The organism is Brevibacillus parabrevis (assembly GCF_022701015.1).
Lineage (GTDB): Bacteria > Bacillota > Bacilli > Brevibacillales > Brevibacillaceae > Brevibacillus > Brevibacillus parabrevis.
Genome location: NZ_CP064090.1, coordinates 5,912,116 through 5,932,500, shown reverse-complemented (window position 1 = coordinate 5,932,500; position 20,385 = coordinate 5,912,116). Strand labels below are relative to the sequence as shown.

18 protein-coding genes and 13 tRNA genes are annotated in these 20,385 nt (G+C 51.3%); 28 read left to right on the top strand and 3 right to left on the bottom strand.

The features are described 5' to 3' along the window. The first annotated feature begins 37 nt into the window (after nucleotides 1-37). The 19 genes from IRJ17_RS27245 (at nucleotide 38) to IRJ17_RS27155 (ending at nucleotide 9,098) form a co-directional block, all read left to right on the top strand. A tRNA-Asn gene (locus IRJ17_RS27245) sits at nucleotides 38-113 on the top strand. Between the two features lie 3 nt (nucleotides 114-116). Beyond that, nucleotides 117-209 (top strand) — tRNA-Ser (locus IRJ17_RS27240). Nucleotides 210-213: 4 nt separating this feature from the next. Beyond that, nucleotides 214-287, top strand: a tRNA-Glu gene (locus IRJ17_RS27235). A 49-nt stretch (nucleotides 288-336) separates the two neighbouring features. After that, a tRNA-Val gene (locus IRJ17_RS27230) sits at nucleotides 337-412 on the top strand. Between the two features lie 77 nt (nucleotides 413-489). Beyond that, nucleotides 490-566: transfer RNA gene (locus tag IRJ17_RS27225), tRNA-Met, on the top strand. 36 nt (nucleotides 567-602) lie between these two features. Continuing rightward, nucleotides 603-679 (top strand) — tRNA-Asp (locus tag IRJ17_RS27220). A gap of 36 nt (nucleotides 680-715) precedes the next feature. Beyond that, nucleotides 716-791: transfer RNA gene (locus tag IRJ17_RS27215), tRNA-Phe, on the top strand. Between the two features lie 5 nt (nucleotides 792-796). Beyond that, nucleotides 797-870 (top strand) — tRNA-Trp (locus tag IRJ17_RS27210). Between the two features lie 25 nt (nucleotides 871-895). Then, nucleotides 896-971 (top strand) — tRNA-His (locus IRJ17_RS27205). A 29-nt stretch (nucleotides 972-1,000) separates the two neighbouring features. After that, nucleotides 1,001-1,075, top strand: a tRNA-Gln gene (locus IRJ17_RS27200). A gap of 7 nt (nucleotides 1,076-1,082) precedes the next feature. Further along, nucleotides 1,083-1,158, top strand: a tRNA-Gly gene (locus tag IRJ17_RS27195). A 21-nt stretch (nucleotides 1,159-1,179) separates the two neighbouring features. After that, nucleotides 1,180-1,253, top strand: a tRNA-Cys gene (locus IRJ17_RS27190). 8 nt (nucleotides 1,254-1,261) lie between these two features. Continuing rightward, nucleotides 1,262-1,343, top strand: a tRNA-Leu gene (locus IRJ17_RS27185). Between the two features lie 256 nt (nucleotides 1,344-1,599). Then, nucleotides 1,600-2,427 carry a helix-turn-helix transcriptional regulator gene (locus IRJ17_RS27180; protein ID WP_122962662.1) on the top strand — a complete coding sequence of 276 codons (828 nt, stop codon included), beginning with the start codon at nucleotides 1,600-1,602 and terminating at the stop codon, nucleotides 2,425-2,427. 175 nt (nucleotides 2,428-2,602) lie between these two features. Beyond that, nucleotides 2,603-4,348 carry an ABC transporter ATP-binding protein gene (locus IRJ17_RS27175; RefSeq protein WP_122962663.1) on the top strand — a complete coding sequence of 582 codons (1,746 nt, stop codon included), beginning with the start codon at nucleotides 2,603-2,605 and terminating at the stop codon, nucleotides 4,346-4,348. 262 nt (nucleotides 4,349-4,610) lie between these two features. Beyond that, nucleotides 4,611-5,456 (top strand): helix-turn-helix domain-containing protein, encoded by an 846-nt coding sequence (locus IRJ17_RS27170; RefSeq protein ID WP_122962664.1) that lies wholly within the window; start codon nucleotides 4,611-4,613, stop codon nucleotides 5,454-5,456. A 70-nt stretch (nucleotides 5,457-5,526) separates the two neighbouring features. Beyond that, nucleotides 5,527-6,516 (top strand): ABC transporter substrate-binding protein, encoded by a 990-nt coding sequence (locus tag IRJ17_RS27165; protein WP_122962665.1) that lies wholly within the window; start codon nucleotides 5,527-5,529, stop codon nucleotides 6,514-6,516. A gap of 58 nt (nucleotides 6,517-6,574) precedes the next feature. Further along, a complete protein-coding gene (locus IRJ17_RS27160) occupies nucleotides 6,575-7,624 on the top strand; it encodes an NAD(P)/FAD-dependent oxidoreductase (protein ID WP_122962666.1) in 1,050 nt (349 codons plus the stop codon). 142 nt (nucleotides 7,625-7,766) lie between these two features. Continuing rightward, entirely contained in the window at nucleotides 7,767-9,098 is a 1,332-nt protein-coding gene (locus IRJ17_RS27155) for a purine/pyrimidine permease (protein ID WP_122962667.1), read from the top strand. Between the two features lie 15 nt (nucleotides 9,099-9,113). Here IRJ17_RS27155 and IRJ17_RS27150 read toward each other — a convergent pair whose 3' ends face one another. Next, nucleotides 9,114-9,785, bottom strand: a complete 672-nt coding sequence (locus IRJ17_RS27150; protein WP_122962668.1) for a B3/B4 domain-containing protein — start codon at nucleotides 9,783-9,785, stop codon at nucleotides 9,114-9,116. A gap of 157 nt (nucleotides 9,786-9,942) precedes the next feature. Between IRJ17_RS27150 and rnhA the strand changes: the two genes are divergently transcribed. From rnhA to IRJ17_RS27130, 4 genes are all read left to right on the top strand, one after another. Next, nucleotides 9,943-10,383 carry a ribonuclease HI gene (gene rnhA / locus IRJ17_RS27145; protein ID WP_173600078.1) on the top strand — a complete coding sequence of 147 codons (441 nt, stop codon included), beginning with the start codon at nucleotides 9,943-9,945 and terminating at the stop codon, nucleotides 10,381-10,383. Then, entirely contained in the window at nucleotides 10,380-11,576 is a 1,197-nt protein-coding gene (queG, locus tag IRJ17_RS27140) for a tRNA epoxyqueuosine(34) reductase QueG (RefSeq protein WP_122962670.1), read from the top strand. The genes rnhA and queG overlap by 4 nt, the downstream gene beginning before the upstream one ends. A 141-nt stretch (nucleotides 11,577-11,717) precedes the next feature. Next, complete coding sequence (locus IRJ17_RS27135) at nucleotides 11,718-12,266, top strand: methylated-DNA--[protein]-cysteine S-methyltransferase (protein WP_173598237.1); 549 nt, start codon at nucleotides 11,718-11,720, stop codon at nucleotides 12,264-12,266. Between the two features lie 114 nt (nucleotides 12,267-12,380). Beyond that, nucleotides 12,381-13,355: an amidase domain-containing protein gene (locus tag IRJ17_RS27130; RefSeq protein ID WP_173598238.1), complete on the top strand. Its 975-nt coding sequence runs from the start codon at nucleotides 12,381-12,383 to the stop codon at nucleotides 13,353-13,355. A 7-nt stretch (nucleotides 13,356-13,362) separates the two neighbouring features. Here IRJ17_RS27130 and IRJ17_RS27125 read toward each other — a convergent pair whose 3' ends face one another. After that, nucleotides 13,363-14,070: a ferric reductase-like transmembrane domain-containing protein gene (locus tag IRJ17_RS27125; RefSeq protein WP_242772525.1), complete on the bottom strand. Its 708-nt coding sequence runs from the start codon at nucleotides 14,068-14,070 to the stop codon at nucleotides 13,363-13,365. Nucleotides 14,071-14,236: 166 nt separating this feature from the next. Between IRJ17_RS27125 and trmL the strand changes: the two genes are divergently transcribed. The 3 genes from trmL (at nucleotide 14,237) to IRJ17_RS27110 (ending at nucleotide 16,219) form a co-directional block, all read left to right on the top strand. Continuing rightward, complete coding sequence (gene trmL / locus IRJ17_RS27120) at nucleotides 14,237-14,707, top strand: tRNA (uridine(34)/cytosine(34)/5-carboxymethylaminomethyluridine(34)-2'-O)-methyltransferase TrmL (protein WP_122962673.1); 471 nt, start codon at nucleotides 14,237-14,239, stop codon at nucleotides 14,705-14,707. A gap of 71 nt (nucleotides 14,708-14,778) precedes the next feature. Then, nucleotides 14,779-15,507, top strand: a complete 729-nt coding sequence (locus IRJ17_RS27115) for an HAD family hydrolase (protein ID WP_242772522.1) — start codon at nucleotides 14,779-14,781, stop codon at nucleotides 15,505-15,507. 151 nt (nucleotides 15,508-15,658) lie between these two features. Beyond that, nucleotides 15,659-16,219 carry a hypothetical protein gene (locus IRJ17_RS27110; RefSeq protein WP_242772519.1) on the top strand — a complete coding sequence of 187 codons (561 nt, stop codon included), beginning with the start codon at nucleotides 15,659-15,661 and terminating at the stop codon, nucleotides 16,217-16,219. Nucleotides 16,220-16,491: 272 nt separating this feature from the next. On the opposite strand, the gene IRJ17_RS27105 is transcribed toward IRJ17_RS27110, so the two are convergent. Further along, nucleotides 16,492-16,695 carry a hypothetical protein gene (locus IRJ17_RS27105; RefSeq protein ID WP_242772516.1) on the bottom strand — a complete coding sequence of 68 codons (204 nt, stop codon included), beginning with the start codon at nucleotides 16,693-16,695 and terminating at the stop codon, nucleotides 16,492-16,494. A 364-nt stretch (nucleotides 16,696-17,059) separates the two neighbouring features. Between IRJ17_RS27105 and IRJ17_RS27100 the strand changes: the two genes are divergently transcribed. Together IRJ17_RS27100 and yhbH are read left to right on the top strand one after the other, a co-directional pair. Next, nucleotides 17,060-18,958 (top strand): PrkA family serine protein kinase, encoded by a 1,899-nt coding sequence (locus tag IRJ17_RS27100; protein ID WP_063229640.1) that lies wholly within the window; start codon nucleotides 17,060-17,062, stop codon nucleotides 18,956-18,958. Between the two features lie 99 nt (nucleotides 18,959-19,057). Continuing rightward, on the top strand, nucleotides 19,058-20,215 hold the full coding sequence (gene yhbH, locus IRJ17_RS27095) for a sporulation protein YhbH (protein ID WP_122962677.1): 1,158 nt from the start codon (nucleotides 19,058-19,060) through the stop codon (nucleotides 20,213-20,215). The last annotated feature ends 170 nt before the right edge of the window (nucleotides 20,216-20,385 follow it).

The following is a 20,385-nucleotide window of genomic DNA, read 5'->3' as shown; positions in this document are numbered from 1 at the left end:
TGCGTATTCAGTTTTGAAGGAATAAATCCTTCAACGTTCCTCGGTAGCTCAGTTGGTAGAGCAATCGGCTGTTAACCGATCGGTCGGCGGTTCGAGTCCGTCCCGAGGAGCCATATGGATGGATGTCCGAGCGGCCGAAGGAGCACGATTGGAAATCGTGTAGGCGGGGTTGACCCGTCTCGTGGGTTCAAATCCCACTCCATCCGCCATCTTGGCCCGTTGGTGAAGCGGTTTAACACAGCAGCCTTTCACGCTGTCATACAGGGGTTCGAATCCCCTACGGGTCACCTATGAATCCCAACTACTTGTTGGGTCCCTGACAAAGTCGGGGAGTATGGAGGCTTAGCTCAGCTGGGAGAGCATCTGCCTTACAAGCAGAGGGTCGGCGGTTCGATCCCGTCAGCCTCCACCATTTACTATTTTGAAGGATAGTCAGCAAAAAAACGCTGCACGATGCGGCAACGCTGACAATTGCTTCTATAAAATCGTCGCGGGATGGAGCAGCTCGGTAGCTCGTCGGGCTCATAACCCGAAGGTCGCAGGTTCAAATCCTGCTCCCGCAACCAAATTTTCCTTAACGGGAATTGGCTGCAACCTAATATGGAGCTGTGGTGAAGTTGGAGTTCACGCCGGTCTGTCACACCGGAGGTCGCGGGTTCGAGTCCCGTCAGCTCCGCCATTTCTTGACAAAAAGAATGGCGTATGCAATAATTATGGCTCGGTAGCTCAGTCGGTAGAGCAGAGGACTGAAAATCCTCGTGTCGGCGGTTCGATTCCGTCCCGAGCCACCATGTGTAGGGGCATAGTTTAACGGTAGAACGAAGGTCTCCAAAACCTTTGGTGTGGGTTCGATTCCTACTGCCCCTGCCATTTTTAAAAAGCAATAGTGAATATGGCGGTCGTGGCGAAGGGGTTAACGCACCGGATTGTGGCTCCGGCACTCGTGGGTTCAAGTCCCATCGATCGCCCCATATGATTTTCAAAGTTGGGGATTACTTATTGGGGTATAGCCAAGCGGTAAGGCAACGGACTTTGACTCCGTCATTCCTAGGTTCAAATCCTAGTACCCCAGCCATTTATATGCGGACGTAGCTCAATTGGTAGAGCGTCGCCTTGCCAAGGCGAAGGTCGCGGGTTCGAGACCCGTCGTCCGCTCCATTTTTCATCAAATCTATACGTGGAGGCATAGCCAAGGGGTAAGGCACGGGTCTGCAAAACCCTTATCCCCGGTTCAAATCCGGGTGCCTCCTCCAACTTAATTGCCGGTGTGGCGGAATGGCAGACGCGCGCGACTCAAAATCGTGAGGGAAACCGTGGGGGTTCAAGTCCCTTCACCGGCACCATCTATGTAATCAAGCTCTAAGGAAGCACTTCCTTAGGGTTTTTTGTTATGGATAAGCTTGATTTTAGAAAAAGACATCAGCTAACGGAGGGGATTACACTTTGCATATCCTCAATAATTGAAAATGATTATCATTATCTATTATAATATACGAGAACTGAAATTTTCACAAGGGGTAAATTTAAAAATGTGCTAGGCAGGATGCTGCTGAATAAAGGCGGGCCTCCTCAGCCTCATTTATAGCAGGTGGGTTGGAAATGGATAAAAGAGAAGTTGGACGGTTAATCGATTACTATGCAAAAGAGTCGATGACGATCATGAGTGTGTCACTGGAAGAGCGCCAGCCGGGTATGAAGTATTTTGGCGGGCGGACAGGCTTGTACTCCGGTTTTATTTTTCCGCTATCCGGGAACGCAAAGATGTGGTTTGACGGTATGGAATACGACATGGAGCCAGGAATGGTCGTGCATGCCGGCCCGAATATGCGATTGGATCGCAAGGTGATCGGAGACAAGAAGTGGTCATATATTCTCGTGCTTTATCAGGTTGATCATCAGAAAACAGCAGACCAGTACAACTTTGCTGAGAAGCATTACATGCTGCGCCTCGTTGAGCAGAGTGTGCCATTGCAGGAAAAGCTCAGACATTTGGAACGATTTTGGAGCAGCCCGGGAGACTTGTACAAGCTGCGTGTCAAAGAGCTGTGGTACGGAATCCTCAACGAGTTGTTTGCGCTTGTCCAGCATAGTGAAAAAGACGAAGGACGCCTGCTTTTGGAACGGTTGCTTGATTACATTCATGATCATTACATGGAGAATCTGAGTATCAATCGGCTTGCTGAGTTGCACCAGATCAATGTCAACAGACTGGCTTATTTGTTTCAAAAGCATTTGAAAATCAGTCCAGGCGAGTATTTGAACAGGTACAGACTCAACCAGGCGAAAAATTTACTGAATATATTTCAAAATCAGATGAGCATCAAGGAAGTTGCACAAAGGACGGGTTTTGCTGATCCGCTGTATTTCAGCAAGCGCTTCAAAAAATATACGGGGCTATCTCCGAGCGAGTTTCAGCGCGATTCATGAATATTCCATGTGTATTCATGAATGTGCCATTTTCTTTCAGTGGACTCGTTGCTATACTATGAGTGCAATTGATTATCATTATTATCTGACAGTGACTTATCCCATCTGCCACTCGCATTGGCTTGCACAAGTGATAATCAAATAGCATGGAAATACCAAGGAGGGGGTACAGCTTTTGATTCGACGATTTTTCTCCTATTATCGACCATACAAATGGTTGTTCATGCTTGATTTTGGCTGCGCCATTATCGCCGGGCTTCTGGAGCTGGCGTTCCCGGTAGCCGTGAATGCCTTCATTGATGACCTGTTGCCAGGCGGCAAATGGGGACTGATTGTGTGGGCATCGCTCGGATTGCTTGCCCTGTACGTAGTGAATACCCTGTTGATGTACATCGTCAACTATTGGGGGCATATGCTGGGGATTAACATTGAGACGGATATGCGGCGAAAGTTGTTTGCACACATCCAGAAGCTCTCGTTCCGTTTCTTTGACAATTCGAAGACAGGGCACCTGATCGGACGCTTGACCAACGATATGAATATGATTGGCGAGATGGCGCACCACGGACCGGAAGATTTGTTTATCGCGATCATGACTCTTGTCGGTTCATTTGCGTTGATGCTGTCTATCAACTGGAAGCTTGCTGTGCTGACCTTTGTCGTCGTGCCAGTTATTATTTGGGTCGTCGTTCATTTCAACAAAAAGATGACGCAGGCAATTCATCAGCTTTTCCGTGACGTTGGAGACTTTAACGCCCGTATCGAGGACAGTGTAGGCGGCATTCGGGTCGTCAAGGCATTTTCCAACGAGGCGCATGAAGAAAAGCAGTTTGCCGTCAACAACGGACGTTTCCGCCTGACCAAGTTAAGCTCGTACAAACTGATTGCCAAAAACGGATCGATCAGCTATATGATGATGCGTTTTGTCACTTTGTTCGTCATGGTCTGCGGAACGTGGTTTGTCATTCAGCAAGAGCTTTCCTATGGAGAGTTTGTCGGATTTTTGCTGCTGACCAACGTGTTTTTCCGCCCGATCGAGAAAATCAATGCGATCGTGGAAAATTATCCGCAAGGCTTTGCCGGGTTCAAGCGCTATACGGAGCTATTGGATACAGAACCGGATGTAGCGGACGCCGCAGATGCAGTGGAAATGCAGCCATTCCAGCATGAAATCCGCTTTGATCGCGTTTCTTTTGGCTACGATGGCGAAAAAAGAGTGCTCAACGGTGTAAATCTGGTGATTCACAAAGGGGAAACCGTCGCATTCGTCGGTCCGTCTGGCGCGGGGAAAACGACCCTTTGCAGCTTGGTGCCGCGTTTTTATGAAGTCGAGGAAGGCTCCATTTCTGTCGATGGCATCGATATTCGTCAGGTGACACAAGAATCGTTGCGCAGACAAATCGGGATTGTGCAGCAGGATGTGTTCCTGTTTACAGGTACGATTCGCGAAAACATTTTGTACGGCAAGCTTGATGCGAGCGAAGAGGAAGTGTGGGAAGCAGCGCGCCGAGCGCGACTGGACGAATTTATTCGCGCTCAGGAGCAAGGAATGGACACTGTCATTGGCGAGCGGGGCGTGAAGCTGTCTGGGGGGCAAAAGCAGCGGCTGGCGATTGCCCGCATGTTCTTGAAAAACCCGCCGATTCTGATTTTGGACGAGGCCACTTCCGCACTGGATACGGAGACAGAGCTGGCGATTCAGCAATCGCTATCCGAGCTGTCCAAAGGCCGCACGACACTGGTAATCGCCCACAGGCTGGCAACTATTAAAGATGCCGATCGGATTGTCGTGGTGACAGAGCAAGGCATCGTCGAGCAGGGACATCATCGGGATCTGGTCGACGCAGGCGGTGTATACAGCCGCTTGTACCAGGCACAGTTTGGGGTATTGAAAGACTTGGAAGTCGCGAGCCAACAGTAAAAGAGCAGCCGTGTCGTCTGAAACCGTGCTCGATGCGATTGTCTGTCAATGGGCAAGATCGAAGCGATGAAGCGGACACTTTTTACGGAATGGAAAAGAATGAAGTTGAAACCGATAATAAGATTGATTATCAATTTCAATAAAAGTATGATTAATTAGTGTGTCTTTAGCAGGATGAATGCGATTGCTTGTCCCAAAAAAGCGGAGTAGACGCGCACATTGAGCAGTAGCACTTGATTGCAAAAGGTGTGTGAAAGGAAAGATGGACATCAACAAGCTTGCCGAGCATTTTGCGCGTACCTCATTTCGAGTGGAGCAAGTATGTCGTTATGTGCGCGGGCCAGGGAAGAGCTGTGATGATTATACGGAGCCTTTTCCGGGATTTGTTTTTCCGCTGCGGGGCAAAGCCAATTTTGATTTCAGCGGCAAAGTGTACACGCTGACTCCGGGGAACGTGCTTCACGGTGGCGCGCGAATGCCGCTGAATCGAAGCGTCCTCGGCGATACGAAATGGGAATATTTACTCGTTTTATACCGGATCGTTGCACCGGAGCCGTCTGGCTTTTGCCTGCCGAACATGCATTTTCAGCTACACCCGGGGCAAAGCCCCCGCCTCCTGGAATTGCTGGAGCTATTGTGGCGCTCATCGAGAGAACCGGGCGGAATCCAGGCTTTTCAGACGGAAACGCTCTTCCGCTGCGTTCTGGAGGAACTGTTTGTCTGTGTCCGCAACCAAAGCAATGACGGAGAACAAGCGCTGTTTGAGCAAGTATCGAAGTACATACACGAGCACTATATGGATGGGCTGAGCGTACGTGCTTTGGCTGAACTGAATGATATTAATGAAAACCGTTTGTTTTATGTGTTCAAAAAATACACGGGGATGGGACCCGGCAAATATTTGATGGCCTATCGTCTCAATCGGGCGAAGGAGAGCCTGCTTGCGAATGACGCACCGATCGGCGAGGTGGCGAAAAGCGTGGGCTATGCTGATGCCTTGTACTTCAGCCGGATCTTCAAAAAGCAGGTGGGCCTCTCGCCAGCCGAATTTCGCGGAAGGTTCAGGAATAATCCATATGGATTTCAGGATGGCTCCATTCCTATCTAAAATGCGTTTTGCTACACTGACCGTAGTTTGATCGGTCAAGCAAAACTCACGTTATATCGGAGGAGACAGAATGAAAATACTCACAAGATTATTCGTAGCGATTGTCCTTTTGGCAGGTATTTTAGCGGGGTGCGCTGGAACGCCAGAGCCTGGCAATAATCAAGCAGGAGCAGGAACACCACCGGCAAAGGCGGATGAAGCCAAGCAAGAAACGGGACAATGGCCGAGAACATACGTAGACGCACTTGGCCGCGAAATCGTGTTGGAAAAGAAACCAGAGAAAGTCGCGCTCTTATTCTTCCGTAACTTCGAGCATATGTTTTTGCTGGAGGAAACTCCTGTAGCCGCTACAGATTTGAATGTTCTGGATGATTGGGAGTCACTCGCTCCCTACAGATCGAGCAAAATCACCGATATCGGTTCCATGACGAGTCCGAACCTGGAAAAGCTGCTCGAAGTCGGGCCAGACCTGATTATTATGGTGTCGGGCCGCTATGGCAGCTATGGCGATAAATTGGAGAAGATCGCTCCGGTTATTACGGTAGACAGCAATGAAAACAACTGGCAGAAAGCTTTGCGGGAATATGGCAAAATCTTCGGCAAAGAGCAAAAGGCAGAAACAGAAATTACCCGGATCGAGACATTGATCGCGGATTCCAAAGAGCAATTGAAGAAATTCAGCGACAAGACGTTTGGCGTCATCATGCTGGGAGAAAAGCAATTTTGGGGCTTTACGACGCAATTTATTTTCAACAAGGAAACTGGCCTTGGCTTGCAACCGCCAAGCAAATACGTCGACATGTCGTCCAAAGGGGAGCAGATTTCCCTGGAAGGATTGGCGGCGATGAACCCTGACTATATGTTCGTGTCTGATATCGGCGGCTCTTCGAAAAAATTGCAAGGCTATCTGAAAAATTTGGAAGGCGACTCCGCATGGAACTCGCTGAATGCAATCAAAAACGGACATATGTACGCGTTAGACAGTTCGATCGCAGCAGGTGGGCCGCTGGGAATCGAGCTGGGAGTCAAGACCATTGTGAAAAATATGCTGGCACAATAGAAAACGCTACTGCCTCTTTTGGCAGCGCAAGAAGTGCCAAAAAGGAGAGAAACGAACTATGAATCAAGCAGAATTGTTTGACGTTACGATTATCGGCGGAGGGCCAGCAGGACTTTTCGCTTCCTTTTACAGCGGCTTGCGGGAAATGAAAACAAAGGTCATTGAATATCAGCCAAGACTGGGCGGAAAAGTCCACGTTTATCCGGAAAAAATGATTTGGGATGTCGGCGGCCTGACGCCTACGCTGGGCGAAAAGCTGATCGAGCAGTTGATTCAGCAAGGCTTAACTTTCGATCCAACCGTCGTGTTGGGGCAAAAGGTGGAGCGGATTGCCCGGGATGAGAACGGCGTGTTCATCCTGCACACTTCGGCTGGGGAGCAGCATTATAGCAAAACCGTCATTTTGGCGATCGGCGGGGGAATTTTGGAGCCGCAACGGATCGACTTGGAAGGCGCGGAGAAATTCGAAGTATCCAACCTGAGCTATACCGTCAAATCATTGCGCCGCTTCAAGGACAAAACCGTGATCATTTCCGGGGGCGGCAACTCCGCAGTCGACTGGGCGAACGAGCTGGAGCCAATCGCTAAAAAAGTGTACCTGACCTATCGCAAAGAAGCGCTGTCCGGCCATGAGGCACAAGTGACGCAGTTGTTGAACAGCTCGGCAACATGCTTTTTCAACACGACGATTACCAAGCTGATCGCGTGCTCCAACCAGGAAAAAGTCGAGCGGGTGGAATTGACTAACCACTTGACCGGAGAAGTAGAGGAGCTGGCGATTGACGAAGTGATTATCAATCACGGCTATGAGCGCGACAGATCGCTTTTGCAAAACAGTCACGTGAATCTGGAAATGGCGAATGAATACTTCCTTGCCGGAACGACAACAGGCGCTACTTCCGAGCCGGGGATTTTTGCGGCGGGAGATGTGATTTCCTACGACGGAAAAGTGCATTTGATTGCCGGAGCTTTCCACGACGCAGCAAATGCGGTCAACCAGGCGAAGCTATACATTCAGCCGGAAGCACATGAAAGCGGAATGGTTTCGTCTCACAATGAAATTTTCCAGAGCCGCAATCGCGAACTGATCAAGCAAATGATGAAATAGAGTGTCAAAACAGGGGCAGGAAATTCTCTCGGAGAGTTTCCTGCCCTTTGCATGTTTGCCAGGAAAGCAGATGATGATATTCTTAACAGTGGGCTTTTGGCATAAGCTCAGGAGCGTCGGTAAGAAAACGAGGTGAAAGGTTTTGAAGTACGGATTGTATGACAGGCCGCCCGCAGGCACGAGCATTTTGTCTGCGTTGCAGTGGATGATTGTCGCTGTCTCCAGCAGTGTTGCCGTTCCATTGATGATCGGAGACGTTTACGGCCTGAGGGCAGATGAGATTGGCAACCTGATGCAGCAGACGATGTTTTTCGTCGGTTTGGCTTCGCTGTTGCAAGTGTGGATTGGACACCGTTATCCGATGCTGGAAGGGCCGGCAGGATTGTGGTGGGGAATCTTTATCATTTTGGCTCAGTTGGGAACAAGCGTAGGACTGGCGCCGCGCGAAATCGGGCAGTCGTTTCAACTGGGGATGTGTCTGGCTGGTTTATTGTTTGTCGCCTTCGGGGTGATGGGCTGGATCGGCAAACTGCAAAGATGGTTTACTCCGCTCGTATCGGGAACTTATATGATTTTGCTTGCTATTTCTTTATGCAGCAACATTTTAACCGGGATGCTTGGCATCGGCTTTCAGCATTCAAAAGAAGTGCAGCCTGGCGTAGCGCTTGTCTCTATCGGCATCGTCGCTTTGGTTGTGTGGGTGATGAGGACGAAACGATTTTCCAGCTTTGCCGTCCTGTTCGGGATGGTAGGAGGCTGGGTGCTTTACGCGGCAATGGGCTGGACGGACCCTGTACGCCCGGCTGACCAGCTGATTTCCTGGCCGACATTCTTCTTCTGGGGAGCGCCGCGCTGGGATTGGGGCGTTGTGCTGACCAGCATGCTGACGGGATTTGTCCTTTTGACGAACCTGGTAACGAGTATGGTCGTTATGGGAAAAGCGACGGAGACGGTGCCGACTGATTCGCAGTACAATCGCGGCGGGATTTTTACGGGCGTGTCTCATCTGCTTTCCGGGGTGAGCGGTGTCGTCGGGATGATTCCTCTGTCGCTTGCTGCTGCGGTGATTCAAACGACCAAGATGGCGGCCCGCCTGCCTTTTATGCTGGCTATGATCGGGATGATGCTGATCGGTTTGTTCCCGGCTGTCGCTCATTTTTTGGCGGCATTGCCGACTCCGGTCGCTTATGCGGCCATGTTCATCTCGTATACGCAGCTTCTCGGATTCGGATTGAAAGATTACGCAACGGTGAAAATGGATGAGCGAACGATCACAGTCGGCGGAAGCTCGCTTTTGATCGGGATTGGCGTGATGTTCGTTCCGGCAACGGCCTGGCAAAAGCTGCCCGCTCTGGTCAGCTTCCTGTTCGGGAACGGTCTGTTGCTCGGTGTTATCGTTTGCTTGCTGCTGGAGCACGTTGTGTTCCGCAAGCAAAAGGGCAATCAGACAGAAAAAGACGGCCACGCTGCATGACGGGCCGTCTTTTTGCTAAGAAGCGACGATCGCGGTGTGAGTCAGCTCGCCGCCGTTGATTTCGGTAAACATGCGACCGACTGATCCGAGTATCTCGGCTTTTTTCTCGGCAGCAACTTGCTCGTGGAAGAAGATGACTTGCAGCAAGTTCCGGCTATGCTCGGTCACGCAAGTGCGTTTGGAATCGACAATCGGACTGCCGAAGGCTCCTTTTTCGTCCGCAAGCAGCAGCTTGCCTTCCATATGTACTTCGCGGCCGTTCAATCCTTCGTACACATCTGTTTCTTGTCCCAGACGGCAAGTTACATCGCCCGTAAGATGATCGATGTCATAAATGCCAAAGGGAAGTGCATGCAAGACGGAGAAGAAGTTATTGACGTCTACGGCACTGTTGATCCAGAAAAACGGATTGCCTTGCAACAGACGGCGAAGCAGCGCCTCGGATGACGGGCGATAGCGCGACGGGTCTATTCCCGCTTTTTTAAAAGCGCTGCGCCATTCCCGTACTCCTTCGATATCGGCAAGGCGGGACAGCTCATGTTCGAGCCGCAAACTTTCTACAAAATAGTTGATACGACCTTGCAGCATTTTGGGTGAATCGCTGACAGAAGCGCCACTGTATTGCAAAACGCCGAGGGAAAAGGCGGGAATGCGCTCGGTCACGGAAGCATCTAGCTGCACTTTCATCGTGAATCACTCCTTTTATAAAAAAATTCGCACACGATCCGCTTTTTTTGTCAATGCTTGGAACGAAGAACAATTCTAAAGTAGTATAGCAAAATATTTTTGTGGAAGCGACTAAGCTTCGATACAATAGAAACAACAGAGGAGGTTTCCAAAGACGATGACGATGCGTGAAGTTGAGATTTATACAGACGGCGCCTGCTCTGGCAATCCCGGTCCTGGCGGCTGGGGAGCTGTGCTGATGTACGGGCAGCATATCAAGGAGATGTCAGGTGCCGAACCACATACAACGAATAACCGCATGGAGCTGCTTGCGCCGATCAAGGCGTTAGGCACGCTGAAAGAGCCTTGCAAGGTGACCTTGTACAGCGATAGCGCCTATTTGGTCAATTGTTTCCTGCAGGGATGGTACAAGGGCTGGCTGAAAAACGGCTGGAAAAACAGCAAGGGCCAGCAGGTCGAAAATCAGGATTTATGGAAAGAACTGCTTCGTCTGATGGATATCCATCAAGTAGAGTATGTGAAAGTAAAAGGACACGCCGACAACAAGTGGAACAACCGCTGTGACGAGTTGGCGACGGGAGCGATCAAACAACTGTGATTGACGAGCAAGACGTGCGCTACTGGCAACAGACGAAGCAGTCCATCATTGATTATGCCAAGGAAATCGGCATCGACAAGATTGGTTTTGCCAGCGCTGACCCTTTTTTGACACTCAAGGAACGACTGATGGAGCATAGGGAAAAAGGCTACGAATCCGGCTTTGAAGAGCCGGACCTGGAAAAGCGCACCCATCCTGAATTGCTGCTGGATGGGGCGCGATCCTTGATTTCGATCGCGCTGGCGTATCCGTCCAAGCTGGAGAATCCGCCCAAGTCCGAGCCAGGTGCTTATCGCGGAATACTGTGCCGGGCCGCTTGGGGCACGGATTACCACCACGTGCTGCGCGACAAGCTGGACAAGCTTGCCAAGTTCATAGCGGAGCTGGAGCCGGGGGCTAAAATCGAGTCGATGGTGGATACGGGCGCGCTGTCTGATCGCGCGGTCGCAGAACGGGCTGGCGTCGGCTTTGTCGGGAAAAACTGCGCGGTGATTACGCCCGAGTTTGGCTCGTGGGTTTATTTGGGCGAGTTGTTGACGAATTTGCCGTTGCCGACGGATCAACCGATCGAGGAAGGCTGCGGCGACTGCAATATATGTGTCGACGCCTGTCCGACCGGAGCGCTTGTGCAGGGCGGACAGCTCAATGCGCAGCGGTGCATCGCATTTTTGACTCAGGTAAAAAACTTCATTCCAGACGAATTTCGCGGAAAGATCGGGAACCGCTTGTACGGCTGTGATACGTGCCAGACAGTCTGCCCGAAAAATCGCCGGATCAACAGCAACCATCATCCGGAATTTCAGCCTGATCCCGAGACAGCCAAGCCGCTCCTGATTCCGCTTTTGGAGATGAGCAACAAGGAGTTCAAGGAAAAATTCGGCCTGTCGTCATCTTCATGGCGCGGCAAAAAGCCGATCCAGCGCAATGCGATTTTGGCATTGGCGCATTTCAAGGATCGCACGGCTATTCCTCATCTGTCGCGCCTGCTGGCCAACGATCCGCGTCCGGTCATTCGCGGTACGGCAGCCTGGGCGCTGGGGAAAATCGGGGGAGCCGAAGCGGAAGCCGCACTCTTGCGGGCGCAGGAGCTGGAGCAAGATGCAGAGGTGCAGGATGAGATTGCAAAAGGAATGAGCCTGCTGGCGAAGCAAGAAAAGCAGGAGAAGCAAGATCGGCAGCAGGAAGCGAAATAAAGCGAGTTGCCGAGCTTCACCGTAAAGCAATTTGCCAAGCTTGCTTGTCACGCTGATTTTCTATCCGATCTGGTTGCCGAGCAGCCAAAAAGATGCTTGTTTGCATGGGAAGGCACAGGAAAGAAAGGGAGAGGATGTACGATGGCAAAAGAATTGGGCTATACCACGATGGAATCGCCGATTGGGCCGCTACTGCTCGCTTCGACTGAGGAAGGCTTGTGCTATATCGACTTTGCGAATGAAGAGGAAGGATTGCCACGTCTCGTCAGCTGGTGCAAAAAGACGTTTATCGGAATCACTCCGACGAAGAACGAAGCGAGCAACGAGCAAGCCAGGCTGCAACTGGAGCAGTATTTTGCTGGCGAGCGTACATCATTTGAGCTTCCTATCGTTCTGTACGGCACGCCTTTTCAAAAAACGGTGTGGAATGAGCTTGTGAACATCCCGTACGGGGAGACGCGCTCCTACAAGGATATTGCCGTCGCCATCGGTGCCGCCAAAGCGGTGCGGGCGATCGGGGGAGCGAACAACCGTAACCCGATCCCTGTCATTGTTCCTTGCCATCGGGTTGTCGGGGCGAATGGCGCGCTGGTCGGATACGGAGGCGGGTTATCCATCAAAGAATATTTGCTGTCGCATGAAGAAGGCCCGCTTTTCGCCCATTCGACTTCCAATCCAGCTGTCCGCTAGTACGGATGGCTTTTCTTTTCTTCTGAATGCGGTGTCCTTGACATATTCTGTTCGTGAGATGCCAGACGAAGCAGAATGCGGAGGGCAAAAGCGCGGGAAGAGGGGGAGCGGCAGATGGAATGGCGAACGTTTGTTAAGGAATACTTCGATGCGGTTCACCATGCCTGGTTGGACGGTCAGCTTGAGCGGCTGCGGCCTTTTTATATGGGAAAAGAGCATTTGCAAGCGGAAGAATGCGGCTGGGTGAACCGCGCATATGAGCAAATGCACAAGCGGGGGGCCAAGCTGTTGCAGGTAAAAGGCCGTGTAGCCCCGACCTGTTGGCTGGAGACGGCAGGTGCTGTGGACATAACCGTTTTCTGGACGGGAAAGCGCTGGTATCTGCTCCAAGGTCGCCTGCATGAAGAAGCGAGCAATCGGCTGCTTCAGCTTCGCCTGGACAAAGCGACAGGACAGTGGGAGATTGTCGGTACGAGGGAGCGGAGAGGCGATCCAAAGAGCGAGCGGGCAGAAGAGATCATGCTGCGCCGATCCGCATCTGCATCTGCCTACGAAGACGCTATGGCACAACCGCTGCTCGTCGTGCACGGGGCGGGAGGCTACCAGCCGGAAAAGGCAGTCGCGTACGCCGAGCGGTACTGGAATACGACGAATCCCGCATACCCTCGCTTTACAGACGACTGCACGAATTTTATTTCGCAATGCCTGTATGCCGGGGGCATTCCCATGCTAATGTCCAAGGAAAAAGGCAAGGGCTGGTGGATTCGCACCGGAAAAAGCGCTGACTGGAGCTACAGCTGGACGGTGGCTCACAGCTTGTATTTGCTGCTGAAATCAGGAGGCCCGCCGATGCGCGCCGTCGCCAAGCCATCGGCTGCCGACCTCGTGCCGGGCGATATCATTTGCTACGATTTCAACGGGGATGGGCGCTTTCAGCACAATACGATTGTCGTTGCCAAGGACGCCAATCAAATGCCGCTGGTCAACGCCCACACGACAGACAGCCGAATGCGCTACTGGGCTTATGAAGACTCGACCGCCTATACGCCGCAGATGCGTTATGCCTTTTTTCACATCAGGGGCGTGTAAACAAGCTTTAGCGTCGGCGTTTGCGCACAGTTTGCACAAAAGAAACGCTGCGGGCGAGCCAGACGATGGCGGCGAAGACGAGCAAGTCGGAGAAGCTATGCGGCTCTCCTTTGATGGATTGCACATAGATCAGGCCGTGGAACAACACGAGAAGAAACAGCCATGGATTGGACAGATGCAGCCTTTTCCAGGAGGAGCCGCCCAACCATTTTTCTGCGCGATTGGACGATGTACACAAGAGGGCCAGCAACAGGCCAAAAGCGATCGCCCCCAAATAGTTGGCGACACCGGAAAAGCTCCAGTTTGGCAGGGGCCACATGTCAGGATCGGGAGGTGTCAGCAGAAACAAGCCAAGCCATCCGCTTGCCTTGTCAGCCTGATTGCCCGTGACGATGAACAAATTTGGCTCGCCATCAAATAAGATGAGAACGAGGGCTACGTGCAAAAGTTCGGTCAGACCAGCCCAGATGCCGACATCTCTGCGAATGGACAAGCAAGCCGTTGTCAGGCGTCCAGGCAGCCACGATTTGATCGGGCCAATCAGCAAGCTAAGACCAATGAACACAAACGAGAGATAACCAGCGATCATGCTGCACGTCTCCATGGCGGGGAAAGCGGCGAAATTCGGCCACATCCAAGCCGAAGCGATCCCGACAAAGCAAAGGGCTGCTCCGTGCGTGGCGAGGCGAAGCTGCACACGATTGGTCTTGTTCATTTTCAAGCGACACTCCTTTTGCATGTAATGGATGGGTTCCAGGTTAGATGCAGGAGCCTCGCTGTTCGTTACAGGTGTCGGCCAAGTGGTCATGACGCTGACACTTTATGTATAATAGAAGAGGTTTGGATTACCCAGTTCGTCATATACAAGGAGTTTTGCCGATATGCCGTTACATATTGTTTTGCATGAGCCGCTCATTCCTGCCAACACGGGAAATATTGCCCGCTCCTGTGCAGCGACGGGCGCTCATTTGCATTTGATTCATCCGCTTGGTTTTTCGACGGAGGACCGTTACTTGAAGCGGGCCGGCCTCGACTACTGGCACGCGGTGAACATTCATCACCACGAAAGCTTTGAGCATTTTGCCGCCGCGCAGGGAGAGGGAGCCGGTACGTTTTACTTTGTGGAGACGTGGGGCGAGAAGCTGTATACGGACGTTACTTTTCGCGATGGCGACTACATTATTTTGGGCAAGGAAACGACCGGGTTGCCGGAAGAGCTGACACAAAAATACCGGGAGCAAACGATTCGCATCCCGATGAGCGGAGCTACGCGTTCCGTCAACTTGTCCAACTGTGCGGCGATTGTTTTGTTTGAAGGCTTGCGGCAGATCGGTTTTCCGGGGCTTAGCTAGAGCCAGTTCATGGCAAAGCAGCTTTTCGCTCGTTGCCAAGGGCAGGTCTATGAAAAAGGGAGAGAACGCAAATGACTACGAATACGATCCTGTTTGATCTGGACGGTACGCTTCTGGAAATGCAGACCGAGCCGTTTGTCAAAAGCTATTTGGTGGAAGTGGGCAGGCACATTGGCGACAAGTACGATACCGAGAAGATGCTCAAGCTGATTTGGGACGCGACGAAGGCGATGATTGTAAACCAGGATGCGGACAAGACGAACGAGCAAGTATTTATCGAGTATTTTACGGCGAACAGTGAGTGGGAGCGCGAGGAAGTTTGGCCGCTGTTCGATTCCTTTTACCGCGATGTGTTCCCGACACTGTCCCATCTGACTTATCCATCGCCGTGGGCCAAAAAAATTGTGGAGACAGCCAAAGCACAAGGTTACCGCGTCGCTGTCGCCACCAACCCGGTTTTTCCACGCGAAGCGATTTTCCATCGACTCGCCTGGATCGGGATGAGTGCAAACGATTTCGAGCTGGTGACGGTTTATGAAGAGTCTCATTTTACGAAGCCAAATCCAGGCTACTTCGCGGAGATTTGTCAAAAGCTCGGGGTACAGCCGACCGAGTGCATCATGATCGGCAACCATATGCAAGAAGACATGGTCGCGTCGACATTGGGCATGAAGACGTACCTGGTCACCAACTGGATGGAAGATCGCGGCGAACCGCAGTATCCGGTCGATCAGCGGGGGGCTTTGGAGGAGTTGTACCAGGCATTAACCGAGCGCACCGGAGTTTTTGCCCAAGCATAAAGACGCTGATGTCACGGTCAGCGATACGAAAAGCAGGCTGTCAGTCGCAAAAGCGGGACAAGCCTGCTTTTTCACATACTTTTCCCAAAGACGTGCGGTAGGCTAGTCTATGTACCGATCATGCTTTGCCCATCAAAAGGAGGAAGTAAACGTGAAAAAATTCGTCTCGTCGATTGCTATGGCAGCATTGTTGTTCAGCGGAGTTTCAGTCGTGAGTGCACAGGATAAACCAGCAGATACAACCGTTACGTACAGCAAGGAAGAAAAAGCGCAGCATCGCCTGGAAAAATGGCAAGCGTTGGCGACCAAGCTAGGCATTGCGGTGGAAGGAAAAACGGTTGAAGAACTGAAAACGGCTGTCGAGGCTGCGAAAGCGGCGAAAAAAGCTGAAAATCAGGAAAAGTGGGCAGAAAAGGCTGCCAAGTGGAGTGTGGAGACGGCAGGAAAAACTACCAAAGAAGTAAAAGCTGCTGTCCAAGAAGCAAAAGTAGCGAAGCAAGCAGAAAAAGCGGCGAAAAAAGCAGCCAAAGAAGCGAAAAAACAGGAGCAGCTCGCCAAGCTGACCGAAAAAGCAGCGAAGTGGGGCGTCGATCCTGCGGATAAGACGGCAAAACAAATCAAGGAAGAGATTGCTGCGAAAAAGGCTGAGAAAAAGGCAGAAAAAGCAGCGGAGAAGGCACAAAAGAAAGCGGACAAAAAGCAGCAGGCATAGGATGCGAAATACAATGAAAAAAGCAGGTTGCCGATTACAGGCAACCTGCTTTTTTTCGCCTGGGAGCAACGTGCTGAAAACAGCAAATGGCTCGTTAGCTTGTCCTTACAGATTCCAGGTTTTGTCCTCGTTGTAGCCCGCTGTCAAGATGAAGAGCAGAAAAGCTGCGAAGACCAACGCTACGATAAACGTACCCATGTTGGACAGCTCCTTTCGTAAACAAACTACTCCCATTATAGCGTAGCCTGCCCACTTTGCAAACGGATTAACGATCAGGTAAGAGACTGCTTCCGGCGCTCGCTCGCAAGCTTCAGGAAAGCGCCCAAAGCAATCGGAACGCTGAGGATTTCACCTGTGTCCAGTTGCATCCCGTACACCCATTGGTACATCACGACAGCGAGGATGATCAATGTTGCGATTCCAGTCAAGTACAGTCCTTTTGTAATTTGAACAGCATGATCTTTTTGTGTGTGCATGTGTGGCCTCCATGGTTGTTCTATCAATAAAGTTTTTGTGTATGATTTCGGATCGATGAGTTTATTGTACAAAACAGACTAGCTTACAAACTATTGATTTAGCTTACAAAGCAATCAATCGTACCTTACATTTCCGTAATATTCCATGCGGTCAAAATGAATTTGCCTTCGTGCAAAATTTTTGTGGCAAGATTGCCGAAACTTGTGCTCATGTCTCGCATACACATATGAAAAGGCTTGATGAGCCTGTTGGCAACTGAAGAAAACGGGTTCCGCGCGAATGCGTGACCGCAGGCAGACATATACATGAGAGTACATTGTCGTTATGGAAGAGAGAGGGGCTTATGAGGGAGGAGTGTCGAACATGGACATTTTAAAACGGATCGCTGAGCACCGGGCCCGAGAAGAAAACCTGATGTGGAGAGGGACTTTCGCCGAGTATTTGCAGTTGGTACGCAAAAATCCGCAAATTGCCCAGACGGCTCATTCACGCGTCTACAACATGATTAAAAGTGCTGGTGTCGAAGAAAATGAGGATGGCACACGTTCGTACCAATTTTTCAGCCGGGAAATTTTCGGCCTGGATCGCTCCATCGAGCGGCTGGTCGAGGAATATTTCCATTCGGCGGCGCGTCGTCTGGATGTACGCAAGCGCATCTTGCTCTTGATGGGCCCTGTCAGCGGCGGTAAATCCACACTCGTTACGATGCTCAAACGGGGGCTGGAGGAGTATTCCCGAACAGAGGCAGGCGCCATTTACGCGCTTGACGGCTGCCCGATGCAGGAAGAGCCGTTGCATCTGGTCCCGCATGAGCTGCGCCCGGAAGTAGAGGAAGAACTGGGCATCAAAATCGAAGGCGAGCTTACGCCGTACAACCGCATGAGGCTGGAAAGCGAATACGGCGGACGCATCGAAGACTTCCCGGTTTGCCGCATTCTTTTCTCGGAAGCGAATCGCGTCGGGATTGGTACATTCAGCCCCTCCGATCCCAAATCGCAGGATATTGCCGATTTGACAGGCAGCATCGACTTTTCCACGATCACCAAATACGGCTCCGAGTCCGATCCTCGCGCCTATCGCTTTGACGGGGAGCTGAACAAGGCCAACCGCGGTCTGATGGAGTTCCAGGAAATGCTCAAATGCGACGAGAAATTCCTTTGGCATTTGCTGTCGCTGACGCAGGAAGGAAACTTCAAGGCTGGACGATTTGCCTTGATATCTGCGGATGAGCTGATCGTGGCCCACACGAATGAATCCGAGTACAAAGCGTTTATTGCCAACAAGAAAAACGAAGCTTTGCAATCGAGGATTATCGTCATGCCGATGCCGTATAACTTGCGGGTCAGCGACGAAGAAAAAATTTATTCGAAATTAATCAAGCAATCGGATCTCGGACATGTGCATATTGCGCCGCATGCGCTGCGGTCAGCTGCTATTTTCTCTATTCTTACTCGTTTGAAGGAATCGAAAAAGCAAGGAGCCGATTTGCTGAAAAAAATGCGCCTGTACGATGGCGAATCGGTGGAGGGCTTCAAGGGTGCCGACCTGGAGGAGCTGCGAAACGAGCACGCGGACGAAGGCATGGCTGGCATCGACCCGCGCTATGTCATCAACCGCATCTCCAGTGCGCTGATTCGCCGCGATACGGAGTGCATCAATGCGCTGGATATTCTCCGCGCCCTGAAGGAAGGCTTTGACCAGCATCCGTCGATTACGAAGGAGCAGCGGGAGCGCTATATGAACTTCATCTCCAGCGCCCGCAAGGAATACGACGAGCTGGCGAAAAAAGAAGTGCAAAAAGCGTTTGTCTACAGCTACGAGGAGTCTGCGAAAACGCTCATGGACAATTACCTCGACAACGTCGAAGCGTATTGCAATATGAACAAAATTCGTGACCCCGTCACTGGCGAGGAGATGGACCCAGATGAGCGCCTGATGCGTTCGATCGAGGAGCAGATCGGCATCTCGGAAAATGCCAAGCGGGCATTCCGTGAAGAAATCCTCATTCGCATCTCGGCCTACGCGCGAAAAGGGAAGCGTTTTGACTACAGCACGCACGACCGTCTGCGCGAAGCGATCGAGAAGAAGCTGTTCGCCGATCTCAAAGACGTCGTCAAGATCACGACGTCGAACAAAACGCCGGATGAGCATCAATTGAAAAAGATCAACGAGGTGACAAAGCGCCTCATCGAAGAGCACAGCTATTGCCCGGTTTGCGCCAACGAGCTGCTCCGTTACGTGGGAAGCTTGCTGAACAGGTAATTGCTTGAAAGCCCGAACAGCCTGCCAAAGCACACTCACGCTTTTTATCCAGCACGTCATATTCGGCGCAGACTGCGCCAGTTGCTAGGAGGAGACGGCATGGAAGATGCACCATCGTTCATTGTCTCCCGGGAAGACTGGTCGCTGCACCGCAAAGGGTACCAGGACCAAAATCGACACCAGGAAAAAGTGAAAGAAGCGATCAAAAAAAACCTGCCCGATCTCGTAAGCGAAGAAAACATCATCATGTCAAACGGTCGGGAAGTTATCAAGATCCCTATTCGCTCCCTGGATGAATACCGATTGCGATTCAACTTCCAAAAGGGAAAGCATGGCGGTCAAGGCAAAGGAAACAGCAAGGTTGGAGATGTCGTTGCCAAAGACGGCGATCAGGCGCAAGGTCCGGGAAAAGGCCAAGGGGCTGGGGATCAGCCGGGAGTGGATTACTACGAAGCTGAAATCAGCGTCGAGGAATTGCAGGAAATGCTTTTCGCCGAGCTTGAGCTGCCGAATTTGCAGCGCAAAGACGAGGACCAGATTGTCATTGAGGAGACGCGTTTCAACGATGTCCGGAAAAAAGGGTTGATGGGCAACATCGACAAAAAGCGGACCCTGATCGCAGCGATCCGCCGCAACGCCCTCGCCGGCTACAGCGATCTGGAGCTGGGCATCAACGAGGACGACCTGCGCTTCAAAACGTGGGAAGAGATCATCAAGCCGCACTCGAACGCCGTCATCATTGCCATGATGGATACTTCGGGCAGTATGGGCGTCTTCGAAAAGTACATTGCGCGCAGCTTCTTCTTCTGGATGGTACGGTTTTTGCGCACGAAGTACGAAAAAGTGGAGATCGTCTTCATCGCGCACCATACCGATGCAAAAGAAGTGACTGAGGATACTTTTTTCTCAAAAGGAGAGAGCGGGGGAACGATTTGTTCCTCCGCCTACAAAAAAGCGCTGGAGATCATCGACAGCCGCTATCCGTCTTCGCAGTACAACATTTACCCGTTCCACTTTTCCGATGGCGACAACCTGACGTCCGACAACGAGCGTTGCGTGAAGCTGGTGAAAGAGCTTATGGACAGATGCAACATGTTCGGATATGGCGAGGTTAATCAGTATAATAGGCATTCCACACTCATGTCAGCGTATCGCCACATCAAGGAGCCGAAGTTCTTGCATTGTGTAATTCGGGAAAAGGGTGAGGTTTACAAGGCGCTCAGGACGTTTTTTGGGAAGAAGGAAGCGATGACTTGAGAGTAGGCTAGAAGAGATGATGGAAAGCCGACAGTATCCTGTGAGGGGATGCGGTCGGCTTTTTGCGTGAAATGGCTTATTATATTGGGTGCTTACGGTTTGTTAGTTTACAACTAAAGTGAAGTTTGTTATTTTATATATCTATCAAAAGTATAATAAAAAGGAGCATG